At 65.3% G+C, this 13,488-nt stretch carries 14 protein-coding genes; 2 read left to right on the plus strand and 12 right to left on the minus strand.

Features of this window, described 5'->3' with window-relative positions; all coding sequences use genetic code 11:
* Positions 1-4 precede the first annotated feature (4 nt).
* From HDE78_RS11630 to HDE78_RS11670, 9 genes are all read right to left on the minus strand, one after another.
* On the minus strand, positions 5-424 hold the full coding sequence (locus tag HDE78_RS11630) for a DMT family transporter (protein ID WP_179479510.1): 420 nt from the start codon (positions 422-424) through the stop codon (positions 5-7).
* Entirely contained in the window at positions 421-795 is a 375-nt protein-coding gene (locus tag HDE78_RS11635) for an EamA family transporter (protein WP_179479512.1), read from the minus strand. The genes HDE78_RS11630 and HDE78_RS11635 overlap by 4 nt, the downstream gene beginning before the upstream one ends.
* Before the next feature lie 13 nt (positions 796-808).
* Positions 809-1,645 carry an alpha/beta fold hydrolase gene (locus tag HDE78_RS11640; RefSeq protein ID WP_179479514.1) on the minus strand — a complete coding sequence of 279 codons (837 nt, stop codon included), beginning with the start codon at positions 1,643-1,645 and terminating at the stop codon, positions 809-811.
* A gap of 80 nt (positions 1,646-1,725) precedes the next feature.
* Complete coding sequence (locus HDE78_RS11645) at positions 1,726-2,736, minus strand: HlyD family efflux transporter periplasmic adaptor subunit (protein WP_179479516.1); 1,011 nt, start codon at positions 2,734-2,736, stop codon at positions 1,726-1,728.
* Entirely contained in the window at positions 2,736-3,500 is a 765-nt protein-coding gene (locus HDE78_RS11650; protein WP_179479518.1) for an ABC transporter ATP-binding protein, read from the minus strand. The genes HDE78_RS11645 and HDE78_RS11650 overlap by 1 nt, the downstream gene beginning before the upstream one ends.
* Before the next feature lie 4 nt (positions 3,501-3,504).
* Positions 3,505-4,635: an ABC transporter permease gene (locus HDE78_RS11655; RefSeq protein ID WP_179479520.1), complete on the minus strand. Its 1,131-nt coding sequence runs from the start codon at positions 4,633-4,635 to the stop codon at positions 3,505-3,507.
* The gene (locus HDE78_RS11660) at positions 4,635-6,089 is read right to left on the minus strand and encodes an efflux transporter outer membrane subunit (RefSeq protein ID WP_255457762.1); all 1,455 of its coding nucleotides are present in this window, start codon (positions 6,087-6,089) and stop codon (positions 4,635-4,637) included. The genes HDE78_RS11655 and HDE78_RS11660 overlap by 1 nt, the downstream gene beginning before the upstream one ends.
* Before the next feature lie 210 nt (positions 6,090-6,299).
* Positions 6,300-7,709: a sensor histidine kinase gene (locus HDE78_RS11665; RefSeq protein WP_179479522.1), complete on the minus strand. Its 1,410-nt coding sequence runs from the start codon at positions 7,707-7,709 to the stop codon at positions 6,300-6,302.
* Positions 7,706-8,404, minus strand: coding sequence for a response regulator transcription factor (locus HDE78_RS11670; protein ID WP_179479524.1), 699 nt, complete (start codon positions 8,402-8,404; stop codon positions 7,706-7,708). The genes HDE78_RS11665 and HDE78_RS11670 overlap by 4 nt, the downstream gene beginning before the upstream one ends.
* Before the next feature lie 279 nt (positions 8,405-8,683).
* Here HDE78_RS11670 and HDE78_RS11675 point away from each other — a divergent pair, with 279 nt between their 5' ends.
* Both HDE78_RS11675 and HDE78_RS11680 read left to right on the plus strand, forming a co-directional pair.
* Entirely contained in the window at positions 8,684-10,948 is a 2,265-nt protein-coding gene (locus HDE78_RS11675) for a M1 family metallopeptidase (protein ID WP_255457763.1), read from the plus strand.
* Complete coding sequence (locus tag HDE78_RS11680) at positions 10,948-11,844, plus strand: hypothetical protein (RefSeq protein WP_255457764.1); 897 nt, start codon at positions 10,948-10,950, stop codon at positions 11,842-11,844. The genes HDE78_RS11675 and HDE78_RS11680 overlap by 1 nt, the downstream gene beginning before the upstream one ends.
* Positions 11,845-11,955: 111 nt before the next feature.
* Here HDE78_RS11680 and HDE78_RS11685 read toward each other — a convergent pair whose 3' ends face one another.
* The 3 genes from HDE78_RS11685 to HDE78_RS11695 form a co-directional block, all read right to left on the minus strand.
* Positions 11,956-12,495 (minus strand): GNAT family N-acetyltransferase, encoded by a 540-nt coding sequence (locus tag HDE78_RS11685; RefSeq protein WP_179479526.1) that lies wholly within the window; start codon positions 12,493-12,495, stop codon positions 11,956-11,958.
* Complete coding sequence (locus HDE78_RS11690) at positions 12,488-12,973, minus strand: SET domain-containing protein (RefSeq protein WP_179479536.1); 486 nt, start codon at positions 12,971-12,973, stop codon at positions 12,488-12,490. Before HDE78_RS11690 ends, HDE78_RS11685 begins: the two co-directional genes overlap by 8 nt.
* Before the next feature lie 131 nt (positions 12,974-13,104).
* A complete protein-coding gene (locus HDE78_RS11695; RefSeq protein ID WP_179479538.1) occupies positions 13,105-13,476 on the minus strand; it encodes a helix-hairpin-helix domain-containing protein in 372 nt (123 codons plus the stop codon).
* Positions 13,477-13,488 lie beyond the last annotated feature (12 nt).

Here is a 13,488-nt window from a genome sequence, read left to right on the forward strand (position 1 = left end):
GACGTCAGCGTCGCGTGGCCGAGTCGACTTCTTCGGGCTCAGGGACATGTTCATTGCTTTCGGCGAAGCCAAGGCAGACGATGCCGGCAAGGATCGCCAGCGCACCCAGCACGCGTCCCAGCGTGAGGTGTTCGTCGAACAGCCACACCGACAGCAGCATCACCGACACCACTTCCAGGTGCGAGGCGGCGAATGCCGGGCCGATGGGCGCGTGCTTGAGCAGGGTCATCCAGGTGAAAAACGCGCCGATGTAGCCGATCACGGCGCCGTACACCCACGGGTGAGTGAAGATGCGCAGCAGCCAGGCGATGCTGGCCTCGACCGGCAGCGCATGATCGCCCGCGTACTTGAAGCTGATCGCGCCGATGCTGTCGAACAGCATCAGCAGCAGAAAACCGAGCAGATAAAACGTGCCGCGCCTCATCCCACCGCTCCGACGATGGCGACGCCCAGCGTTACCAGCAAAATGCCGCTCAGGCGCAAGCGCGTGAGCTTTTCGCCGAACAGAAAGTAGCCGGCGACCATGATCGCGACGATATTGATCGAGCCGAGCAGGATCGCTTCGGACAGCGGCAGCAGCGACAGAAAGGCGATCCAGATCAGAAACTCGATCACGTAGCTGCCGATACCGATCCAGATCCACGGCCGCCGGGCCATGTAGATCCAGCGCGCCAACCCGTCGCCGGCTGCCTGATCGCCGGCGGCGGCCTTGAAAGCCAGCTGGCCGACGGTGTCGATGATGACGTTGAGTAGCCACAGCGTGGCGATCAGCGGGGTAATGGGCGTGGCAGGCATGCGGGCGAAAGGATCAGGCAGCGACGCAGGGCGCGGTTTCGCCGGCAGCGATGGCTTCGAAGAAGGCGGCCGAGCGCTCGATCAGCGTGCGGCGCTCTTTGTCGATGGTAATCATGTGGTAGCTGTCCTTGAGCAGCAGCAGCTCGACCGGCGCGCTGACCTCGCGCATCACCAGCTCGGCGTTTTTCACGCTGGCCACGTCGTCTTCGCTGGCATGTGCGACCAGGCAGGGGGCGGTGACCTGCGAGAGGCGCTGGCGTACGTTCGCGGCGAGTTCGTACATCTCTGCCAGCGAATACCAGGGGTTGCCGGGCAGGCCGGCCGCCGCGCTGTCGCCGCCGAGCATGGCGGTGCTGACCTGCGCGCGCAGGCGCTCGTCGCGGATACCGTAGGGCGGCGCTTCCATAAAGCTGCGGTTGCGGCCGATGCCGAGTTTCTTGAACAGCGGCAGCAGAAAGGACAGGCGCGCCACCGCCGGAATGCTCCAGCCGTCGTAGCGGAACGTAGCGCCATAGACGCCTACGCCGCAGACCTGTTCGGGCCGTTCGGCGGCCAGTTTCAGTGCCAGCAGAGCGCCCATCGAGAGGCCACCGACGAAGAGGTGATCGACCTTGCTGCGCAGCTCGTCGGCGGCTTTCTCCACGCTGGCGTACCAATCGTGCCAGCCTGTCGCGAGCAGGTCGTCGACGTTGCCGCAGTGGCCGGCCAGCTGCATGCCGTGCACGGTGAAGCCGGCGCGGTTGAGGCCCTTGCCCAGCAGCTTCATTTCCATCGGCGTGCCGGTCAGCCCATGGATCAGCAGTACGCCGCTGCGCCCACCTTCGAAGAAAAAATCGGTTTGCTGGATCACGCGATGGCCCCGTACCTGATGAACTGCGGCGGTTCAGTGCCGTGATTCGTGATCGTACAGTGTGGCAAGCGGCAGTTTCCTCAGTCTTTCGCCGCGGGTTGCTTGGGGTTGGCTGACGCAAATCGCACGAGCACGCGCTGGCCGATGCGCAGATTCCGGGTCTGCTCCGAGTCCGGCTGGTCGAATGCAAGCACGCATTCCACGGTGCGCGAATTGGCGCGTACCTGCGGATCGTTTTCCAGCGTGGCCGGTCCATACACGCCGCCGATACGCAGCACGTGCGCGCTCCAGTGATTGTCGGACGGATCGTTGTTGGCGGAAACCTCGGCACGCATGCCGGGCTGGATCACGCCGACAAAGCTTTCGTTGAGTTCCGCGCGTACGATGCGCGGCTTTTGCGGCAGCAGCGTGAATAGTGGGCCGGAGGACGGAGAGACGGTGGCGCCCGGCTGCGCGGATACTTCGATGACGTCGGCATCGAACGGCGCGACAAGACTGTGTTGTTTCAGCTCGTAGCGCGCTTCGGCCAGCTTCTGGTTCGCCATGCTCACCGAGGCGCGGTCGGTTTCCTGCTCGGCGTCGATCTGCGCTGCCGCTTCGCGCGCGTCGTCGGCGCTCTGACCGTCCCCGGCGCCCGCCGCAACGGCAGCGGTCAAACGTTGCGCGCGCTGTTTGGCCGCCGCCTGTTTGACGGCCAGCAGCTTCAGTTGCGCCTGCGCCTGTTCGAGCTGGGCTTGGGCCGCGTCGATCGCCAGCAGGGAAGGCTCGGTATCGAGCGAAGCCAGCAGCTGGCCTTGCCTGACCTGATCGCCCTCGTGCACGGCGACCTTGGCCAGCGTGCCTTCGCGCGGCATCGACAAGCTCAGCAGGCCGCCTTCGATATCCACCTTGCCGCGTGCCACGGCGGCATACGCCGAGGTGGGTGCGGCTGCCGTCGGCGCTGGCGCGTCGGCGGATTTCGAGCAGCCACCGAGCAGCACCGACGCACATATCGCCAGACCGCCCGCTCGGGCGAGTTGTGCGAATCGGGCCGAACGCGCCGGCGTCGCAACGCGTACGAACGACGGCGAGTGGAGAGCGAGCGGTTTCATCAGGGGGTTCCCTTGCTGGCGCTGACCGGCGCTTGGTTGCGCTGATCGCTGAGAATGCGGCCATCTTCCATCGCCAGCACGCGATCGGCGTGGACGACGAGACGGGGATCGTGGCTGACGCACAGCACGGTGGTGCCGTGCGTGCGGGCGATGCGATGCAGTATGTCGATGATCATCTGCCCGTTGGCGGCATCCAGCGCGCTGGTCGGCTCATCGGCGAACAGCAGCTCGGGCTCTTTCGCCAGCGCACGCGCGATGGCCACGCGCTGCTTTTCGCCGCCGGACAGTTCGGAGGGGCGTAGCTTCATCCGGTGCGAGAGGCCGACTTCTTCCAGCGACGCGCGCGCGCGCTGCCGGGCTTCGTCGCGCGACATGCCCATGTGATTGAGCGGCAGCTCGACCTGCTCGAACGCGTTCAGCGCCGGGAACAGATTGAAGCCCTGAAACACGAAGCCGGTGTGCTGCAGGCGAAAGTGCTCCAGCGCGCGCATATCGAGCTGACCCAGCTCGCTGCCAAGGGCCAGCACGCGGCCGCCGTCGAGTTTTTGCAGGCCGCTGAGCACCGCCAGCAGGGTGCTCTTGCCGCAGCCGGACGGCCCGGAAATCAGCGTGAGTTCGGCGGCATTGATATGCAGCGACAGGCCGTCGAGCACCTGCGTGCGCTGCTTGCCGGAAACGAACGCCTTGCTGACGTTCTCGGCCTGCAGTGCAACCGTCGGTAGTTTATGGGGCGCGGCAGCGGGAGCTTGGATCGCGGGATTCATCGCCTTATCTCAACAGCGTCGCAGGATCGGCCGCGCGCAGGCTGCGCATGGCGGCCAGACCGGACACCGCGGCCAGCCCCATCACCAGCACAATGCAGCCCAGCGCCGCCGGCAGGTTCAATACCACCGGCACATTCTGGCCGCGCGCGAGCAGCAGCAGCGCGACGCCCAGCACACTCGCTCCAAGCAAACCCAGCGCACCGACCCAAAAGGCCTGTTCGAGCACCACCCGTCGCAGAGCGCCTACGCCAACACCCAGCGCATTCAGCGTCGCATATTCACGTACCGAGCCATTGACCGCGGCGATCAGCGTCTGGCTGGTGATCACCGCGCCGACCAGAAACACGATGCCGGCCAGAAACAGCACGCCGGCACCGGCGCCGGTATCGAACATCCAGTAGCGCACGGAAATATGAGCGAAATGGTCGGCGCTCCACGTGGTGTAGGGGCCGAACGCACTGTCTCCGCGCAGCCGCATGGCGACGGCTTTCGCTTGCGTCGGGTCGTACAGTTTGGCGACGAGATAGGTCGGGCCGATGTCTTCGGCGTCGCTATCGAGATGGCGCGCGGTCTCCAGAGAGCACAGCACATTGACGCCGCCGAGCGCGCGCAGCCCGCTGCCGATGCCGACCACGCGCACTTGGCGGCCGTTGATGGTAGCGGTTCCACCGATATCGACGCCGAGCTGATCGAGATCGGAGCGGTCCACCACGACCGAGTCGGGCTCGTTCAATCGCTCGCGCAGATCGAGCGGCAGCGCCCTGGAAAACATCAGGCCTTCGGCGCTGGTATCGATGCCGGAGACGAACACCGACACGCCGCCGGTTTCCTTGGTGCCGCGCCAGTCGCCGTCGACCCAGATATAGGGCTCGACGCGCTTGACGGCCGGGTCCATCAGGATGCGCGACTCCACGTCGCCATCGATGGAGCGGCCCTGGCCCACGCTTTGCGTACCGGGGTAGCCGATCCATACATCGGCGGATGAGCCGGTGATGTACAGGCTGGTGCTGCCGAAGATGCCCAGCACCAGCGCCAGCTGCAGCAGCTGCAGCAGCCCGGCGAAGCCCACGGCCAGCATGGCGGGCAAAAAGCGGCGCCATTCGTAGATCAGCGTTTTGCGCGCCAGCGCGACCATCAGCGTAGCGTCTCTTTATCAGTGGTCGCCGCGCCGGCCGAGCTCGTGGTTTTCGGCGCGGCCGATCCCAGCTGCGCCGCGGTTGGCAGCGGGGCGCCGCCCAGCGCCTTGAACAAGGCGACGTAGGCCAGGCTGTGCTGCGCGCGGGCGTCGATGAGTTCGGCATTGGCCTGATCCACGGCGATCTGGCTTTGGATGCGGTCCAGCGGGCTGGTCAGCTTCAGCCGGACGCGGCTTTGCACGGCGCGATCGACGCGTTGCAGCGACTGCCACGCAATCGCGCTCTGGGCCTCGCGCTGCTGCTGCTGTTGCAACGAGCCGAGTGCGGTTTCCACCTCGGCGATGCCTTGCAGCACCGATTGCCGATACGCCTGCACGCTGGCCTGCAGCTGGTGGTTCTTGGCGTGCGTTGCAGCAACGCGAACGCCCCAGTCGAACAGCGGGATATTCAGAATGGGACCGAGCGAAAAAATGCCGCCCGGGGTTTTCGTATGGTTGTCGTCGTCGGCGATATTCACGGCCCAGACCAGCGACGCGCCGAGGCTTACCTGCGGATACTCGTCGGCGTGCGTCAGCGCGAGTTCGCCGGCGCTGCGCAGCACGTCGGCTTCGGCACGGGCAATCTCCGGACGCGTGCGAAGCAGATCGACCGGCGCAGCGCTCAGCTCGAACGAACCGATATCCGGCTGTCTGCCGGGCGTCAGCCACGCGGAATCGGGGTGATTCTGTCCGACCAGTACGGCCAGCTGCTGGGCGCTCTCGTTGATCGCCTGCCGCGGAGCGGCCAGCGCCGCGTCGGCCTGCGCCGCCAGCGCCTGCGCCTGATCCACTTCGCTCGGCGCGACCAGTTGCAGTCGCTCGCGTATCTTCAGAAGGTCCCAATGCTGCTGGTGCGCCTGGCTGATCTGCGTAAGCAGCTGTTCCTGCTGCTGGGCGGTGCGCAGCGCGATCCAGTCGCGCACCACCTCGGCCACCAGCGACACCTGGGCGCTGCGCAGATCGGCCACGCTGGCGTCCATCGCGCCCTGCACCTCGCGCCGGGTGCCTTCGCGCCGACCGAATAACCCGAATTCCCAGTTGGCGTCGAACCCGGCGACGAAGTAGGAAGCATGAGCGTTTGGGTCGATCGCGTCGTCGGTGCGCCCGCTCAGGGTGGGTAAGTATTTGTAGTTCGCGCGGGTATGAATGGCGCGGGTGGCGAGCATGCGCTCGACCGCCTGGGCGACGTCGAGATTGTTGGCCAACGCGCGATCGACCAGAGCGTCGAGCTGCGGATCGTTGAACGCATGCCACCAGCCCTGCAGATCGCTGGGTTTGGCCGGATCGGCCGTCAGCGCATGTTGCCACTGCGCGGGCAGCGGCGCGGCCAGCTTGGGCACGGGCGAGGCGCAGCCCGCCACCGCGCCGACCATGGCGCTGCAGAGCAGACGAACGAGGGTTGCGCGATTCAGCATGCGCGGCGGTTTTCGATACGTGAGCTGACGGCACGAGCCCGACGTTGGTGCATTGAGATATCCGGGATAGTCATGGCCGAAGTCGCCGCGATGGTATCGACATATTGTGAGGGCTGGACGACTCGCGCGATACCTCAAGCGGGCGTAGCGGTCAGATCGCGTGCAGCTGCATGCGCGCCGTGAACGTCGTTCAAACTATTACGGTTTGCTTTAATCCCGCTTAGCAGCCGGCGGAAACCGTACGTCGACGATCAGGCCGCGCTTGTCGCCCAGCCGGTAGACCACTTCGGCGTGGTGCCGTTCCGCAATACGCTGAACGATGGCCAGCCCCAGACCGCTGCCTTCCTCGCTGCTGCCCGGTGCGCGGAAGAAGCGCTCGCTCAGGCGCGGCAGCAACTCCGGCGGTACGCCGGGGCCATCGTCCTCTACGCTGAGGCGGGAGCCGCCGTCGGGCTGCCCTCGCAGGCTGACGGTGACCGTACTGCCGCGCCCGGCGTAGCGGATGGCGTTGTCGATCAGATTGTCCAGCAGATCCTGCAGGCTGGCGACATCGCCATCGATGTAAAGCTGTTGCTGTCGTGCGGGCGCCTGGTAACCCAGGTCGATGCCGGCGCCGAGCGCTTCGTGCACGCGCAGCGCCACCGCTTCGGGAATCAGCCGGGTCAGGTCGAGCAGGGCGTTGTCCATCGTATCCACCGGCGATGCCTGCGCGCGGGTCAGCGCCAGCAGCTGCGACGAGGTGCGCGCGGCGCGCTGGGTCAGCCGATGGATGTGCGACAGCGCGTCGGCCATCGTTTCGGGGCGTGAATCGGCTAGCGCGCGGTCGACGTGCAGGCTGAGTCCGGCCAGCGGCGTACGTAGCTGGTGCGCGGCATCCGCGATGAAGCGATCGTGCAGCGCGAGCATGCTGCGCAAGCGCGCGAACAGTGCATCGATGGTGCGGGTGAGCGGCAGGATTTCCTGCGGCACGTCGGCGCCGCCGATCGGCGTCAGTTCGTGCGAACGCCGTGCCAGTCGCTCGGTCAGGGGATTGAGCACGCGCAGACCGTGGTTGACGCCGAACCAGACCAGCGACAGCACGCTGAGTATCAGCAGCGTCTGCATGACGGTGGCCAACAGCAAAATTTCGCGCGCCTGTTGATGGCGGTCGCGGAAGGTCTCGGCCACGGTGATGGTCAGCGTGTCGCTGGGATCTTTCAGCGACACTCGCTGGATGGTGGCTGCGCGCAGTTCGTGATTGTCCAGGCGGGTGTTGTAAAGCACGGGTTTGGCATTGAATGCCAGGGTCAGCGCCGGTGCCTGCAGCCGTCCGCTGCCGGCGAGTACGCCGCGCTTTTCGCTGCGCACGTTGAAATAGCCGCGGCTGTCCGGATCGTATTCGAGCAAAAATTTCGCCTGCGGAGTCAGCTCGCCGCCCAGCGCATCGTTGCTGAGCATGGTCGCCAACGTCAACGCGTCGTCGCTGAGGTCGTGATCGTGCACGCGATTGGCATAGGACAGCGCCACGCCGTATGTCAGCAGGGCATCGAGCAGCAGCAGCGCCGCCATCGGAATCAGCAGAAATATCAGTAGCCGGCGCCGGAGGCTCGGGCGCAGGCGCACGACGCGCGGTGCACTCATTCGAGGTCGCCGTCGGCTGCTTCGGCTGCTTCGGCTTCTTCCAGCAGGTAACCCAGCCCGCGGATGGTACGAACGCCTGTGCCACTGCCGTGCAGCTTGCGGCGCAGGCGGTGGATGGCGATATCGAGGCCGTTGTCGGTCAGCTCCTGATCCCAGTCGCACAGTGCTTCGATCAGCTGCGCACGGCTGGTCACGCGATCGGGTCGCAGCGCCAGCGCTTCGAGCAAGCCGAACTCGCGCGCGGTGAGTTCGAGCGCGGTTTCGTCGATCCAGGCGCGGTGGCCGGGCAGGTCCAGACGCAGTCGTCCGAGCTGCAGTTCGGGTACGCCGCGGCTGCTGGCCCGGCGCAGCAGCGCACGCACGCGTGCCTCGAACTCGGACAACGCGAACGGTTTCACCAGGTAATCGTCGGCGCCCAGGTCGAGCACGCGGATGCGTTCGGGCAAACCGTCACGCGCCGTGACTACCAGCACCGGCATGCCGGCACCGCGGCTGCGCAGGCGCTTCAGCACCTCGGTGCCATCGAGCTGGGGCAGGCCGAGATCCAGCACCAGCAGGTCGTACTCGTGATCGCGCAGCGCGGTGTCGGCCAGGCTGCCACTGGCGACGTGGTCCACCGCATGGCCGCCTTGGCGCAGCGAACTGCAGATGCCTTCGGCGATGGATGGATCGTCCTCGGCAAGCAGAATGCGCATGATGAACCCTTGTGGTTGGCCGGACGGGAGATGCGGCTGGCTGCAGTGAGACACTCGGCGCCTGGTCGCCTTATCGTCCCGACTTTCCATGAATAGGAGAGATCGAATTCCCATTTTATCCCCCATCAGACAAGACGTATACGCGGCGGTTTCAGCGCGCGGCAGCATCGGTCGGTGATCGGCACGGTTATGAGCCTTTCTTCAGCATGACCTCTGGTCTATGCGACAGCATCGTGTTGTGTGCACACTGCGTCAGGGGTCAAGGGGAGCACGAAAGCGATGCGATCAGCCGCAGTGGGTTCGATGATGGTGTGCGCGTGGGTCATTGCCGGCGCAGGCGTCCCGGGCAGTAAGGCCCATGCTGAATCCATCGCCGCCGTGGCGTCCGTCGCCAACCCGGCGTCGGCTGCGCCCAACGCGGCCACACTCAAGCAGGCTGAATCTGAATCGGCCGATATTCCGTTTGCATCGGCCCATGCCGCGGGACCCAGCACGCCCAGCGCCGCAAACGCCTGGGGCGGCGAGCGCACCGGCAAGGAAACCACGCTGTCGGACCGTGTGGTGAGCTATCGGATCAACGCCGATCTGGACGCGGCGAAGCACGCGGTGACCGCCAGCGAGCACATGACCTGGCGCAATCGCAGCGATCGCGCGGTGAGTCGGGTCTACTTTCATCTGTATCTCAACGGTTTCAAGAACAACGGCAGCACCTGGTTTACCGAGCGCAAGGTGTTGACGGCGCACGGCCAGTCGCGCGGCGCGGCGTCGCTGGAAAAAGGCCAGTGGGGCTGGATCGACCTCAAGCAGGTGAAGCAGGGTTCCGCCGCGCTGGCCTGGCACTACGTGCAGCCGGACGGCGGCCCGGCGACCGATCAGAGCGTGGCGTGCATTGACCTGGCCCAGCCGGTTCCAGCGGGCGGCACGCTGACGCTGGACATCGATTTTCTCAGCCAGCTGCCTCGCGTAGTCGAGCGCACCGGCTGGTGGGGCGATTTCAACCTGGTCGGCCAGTGGTTTCCGAAGATCGGCGTGCTCGAGCTGGCCGGCGAGCGCGGCGCGGCGGCACCGCGCTGGAACGTGCACGAATTCCACTTCAACAGCGAGTTCTACGCCGACTTCGGCAGCTTCGACGTTCATCTGACGGCGCCGAGCGACTACACCGTCGGCGCCGTCGGCAAGCTCCAAGGCCAGCCGACGCAGGCGCAAGGCAAGACGACGTATCACTTCATGCAGGGTGACGTGCACGATTTCGCCTGGTTGGCCGCAAAGGGTTACAAGACGCTGGACGGCTCGTGGCAAGGGCCGGGCAGTCCCAAGGTGGCGGTGCGCGTGATCTATCCGGCACAGTACGCGGCCACCGCGGCCCCGACGCTGAAAGCGACGATCGATTCGCTCGGCTATTTTTCGACGACGCTGGGCGCGTATCCGTACGAGACGATCACCGCCGTGGTGCCGCCGTACAACGCCAGCGAAGCGGGCGGCATGGAATATCCGACTTTTTTCACCTCGGACGGCTATCAGGAAATCGTGCCCGGCACGCTCAACGAATACATGAGCGACTTCGTCAACATCCACGAATTCGGCCACGGTTATTTCTACGGTCTGCTCGCCTCCAACGAATTCGAAGAGCCGATGCTCGACGAAGGCATGAACGAATACTGGGACGACCGCATGATGCGCGAGCGCAATGAAGACGTGGTGCTGGCGACGCCGTTGATGAAGCGTCTGGGCGTAGCGCCGACGATGAGCGGTTTCATGCTCGACCGCACGGCTGCCGACCTGAAGCAGCCGGCCGATCCCTTGTCCCAGAACAGCTGGGATCGTCTTTCCAGCAACAGCTACGGCACGGTGTATTCGCGGACCGCTACGGCGATGCACGATCTGGAAGAGCGCCTGGGTAAGAGCGTCATGGAGCGCGCCATGCGCCTGTATTACCAGCGCTGGCGCTTTCGCCATCCGTCGGCAGCCGATCTGCGCGCGGCGCTGATCGATGGCTCCGGCGACGCAAAAGACGTCAATGCCATCTTCGATCAGTACGTTTATGGCACGGCGCATATCGACGACAGCATCACCGATATCGACGTGGCCGAGGTGCTGCCCAATGCCGGCGTCGTCACGACCAACGGCAAGCCGGTCGAGAGCGATCAGAATGCGCTGGACAAGCAGATCAAGACACGGCGTGAGGCGTGGGATAAAGCGCATCCCAAGCCGACATTCGACGACGAGGGTCCGTTTCCCTGGCGCAGCACGGTAACGGTGTTTCGCGATGGCGCGTCTGTGCCGCAGCTACTTCGCGTCACGTTTGCCGACGGTACGCATCAGGACGTGCGCTGGGACGACGGTCGCCGCTGGGCGCGCTTCGATTTCGTGAAACCGGCCAAGGTCGTGTCGGCCGAACTCGATCCGCCGCAGCTGGCGTATCTGGACGCGAATAAACTCAACGACAGCCTGACGACCAAGCCCAACGGCGCCGCTTCGCGCCGCTGGACGGCTGATTTTGCGGCAGCGCTCGAAGCGTTCTACTCCGCGCTGGTGACGCTCTGATGGCGGTCACCTCGGCTCGCCGGCCGGGATTCGGCGCACTGATTTCCGCCATGCTCATCGCGCTGCAGTGGCGGCTGCTTCTGCTGTGGCTGCTGATCATGCTGATCCCTGCCACGGTGGTGGCGCTGCCGTTCTGGCGCGTGCTTGCCGGCCTGCTGGATCACTCGGTTCACGCCGCCGCCTGGGCGCAGCATGTCGACGCGATGATGTTTGGCGATGTCGGTTTCGCCCTGAGTGAGAACGTGGGCTGGCTTGGCGGTACGGTGATACTTGGGCTGGCGATCACGCTGGCCATGTCGCCCTTTCTCGACGGCATGATCATCGGCAGCGGTCGAGCCGGCCGGACTTTGGGTTTTGCCGGACTGCTGCAGTGTGGACTGGTCGAGTACGGCCGCATGTTCCGCCTGATGCTGTGGTCGCTGCTGCCGTATCTGGCCGTGGTCGGCGTGGCGACGCTGGGAGCGCATTTGGCCGACGATCATGCCGATAAGGCCGTGCTGCAATCGCAGGCCGATCTCTGGGCGCATATGGCGCACGGCTCCCTGCTGGCGGCCTTTGTGCTGGCCCAATGCATCGTGGAGTCCGCTCGTGCCGCGTTCATTGCGGATACCACGTTGCGCTCCGCGACTCGAGCCCTCGGCCGCGGCATCAATCAGCTGCTGCGCCGATTTTTTCGCACCGTATTGTTTTATCTGCTGGTGAGCGCCGTCGGCTTTGTGATTGCAGTAGCCGCCGGCGTGGGACGCATTCACGTCACGGCGGCGGGCGCCGCGGGATTTCTCACGGCGCTGCTGCTCAGTCAGCTGATAGTGGTGGCCCTGGGTTGGATGCGCATTGCGCGGCTGCTTGCGCTGGCCAGCCTGGCGCGGTCGTTGCGGCGAGTTAGGTTGAGCTAAGGGGGACTCAGCGGGTTTTGAACTAGTCCGCTCGGTGCGTTCAACCCCGGCGCCACAGCTGCTCGAGCGGTGGCCGACCGCCTGCAGCGAGAAACAGCATACGAGTAAAACTCAGGCCGAGGCGCGGCTCAGCGCGGCGCGCGGCGGGTAGTACGCAAACACGTGGTTGTGGCTGCCGTAGAAATCCATGTCTTCGATATGCTCGCCGCCCAGGCGCTCGGCTACGCGATCGGAAGCCTCGTTGCCGATGCGTACCAGGCTGATGACGCGCGGCGCGTGCAGGTGATGCCAGGCGAAATCGAGCACGGCATTGCCCGCTTCGGTGGCGTAGCCGTGATGGCGATGTCCGGGCTTGAGCATCCACCCCAATTCCAGATCGGGCCAGCCATCGGGATACATCAGGCCGGCGCGGCCGATGAATTCGCCGGTGGTTTTCAGTTCCAGCGCCCACATGCCGCAGTCGCGCAGTTGCCAGTGGCCGAGCAGCATCGCCAGCGAGCGCCAGGCATTGGTGCGGTCCAGCGGTTGCCCATCGCCGATCCAGCGGGTGCTTTCAGCGTCGGCGAGCATCTTGGCGTAATCATTGAAGTGCTGTTCCGTCAGCGCAGTCAGGCGCAGTCGCGCCGTTTCGAGAGTAGGGATATCAGACATCACGATCGGCGTGGGAAGAATCCAGTAATTCGGCGAGCGCCCGCGTACTGCCGGCGAGGCTCTCGGACCAGGAAAAGCCTGTTATTGTCTCACCTGTGGCCGAATCTGCAAAATCCTCGCTTTCACCGTGCGGCAGCAGGTGCCGGTAATCGACCGTGATCTCCGTGCCCGGCGGCAGCTCGGTCAGCGCAAAGACGAAGCCCAGATGCCACAGTCCGTTGGGCTGGAAACTGTGGTTGATATAGCACTCGTCCGGCCAGTCCGGCGACAGCGTGTAGCGATCCTCGAACCAGCGGGCGCTGGCGTGGAACTGCGCCATCAGCTCAGCCGAGGCGTGGATATCGGCGTGCCGGTAGGTGCGGTCGATACCGTCGGGTGCCGTGATGATACGGCCGGCTGCCACGGTTTCATCGAGAAACAGACCCTTGCCGGCGCCTGGAATGGCGGAATCGGCAATGTGGTAGCGCGGAAGAATCATGGCGACGCCGCAGCATGAACAGGAAAGGCGCTGGAGTGTAGCTCAGGCGGATAGGCGCCGATGTCGAGCGGCTCATCGCCATTGCTTGTCGCCCTCCCGAGCCGTTGCCGGAGCGGGAGGGCGACCTGACGTTACTCCCCAGCCGCGGCGGTAGCCGGCTTTTTGCTGGTGCGCTTGGCTTTCTTGGCCGGCGCATCGGTTTTGGCGACCGCCGCCGCATCGGCCGTGGCGGCCGTGTCCGCAAGCAGGATCGACGCGCGATTGCGCTCTAGCGTGGCTTTGCCGATGCCCTTGACCTGGCTCAGGTCGTCGGCGCTCTTGAACGGCCCATTGGTGTCGCGCCAGGCCACGATGGCGTCCGCCTTGGACTGACCGATGCCGTCGAGCGACTTGGCGATGGTGGCGGCATCTGCCTTGTTGATGTTGACCGGCGTGCCGGCAAGGGCCAGGGCCGGCAGCGCTACGGCCAGAGCGAGAGCGATTCGTGCAAGGAGTTTGTGCATGATGGGTTTCCT

Origin of the sequence: Rhodanobacter sp. K2T2 (assembly GCF_013408815.1) — a bacterium.
In the GTDB taxonomy this organism is placed as follows: domain Bacteria; phylum Pseudomonadota; class Gammaproteobacteria; order Xanthomonadales; family Rhodanobacteraceae; genus Rhodanobacter.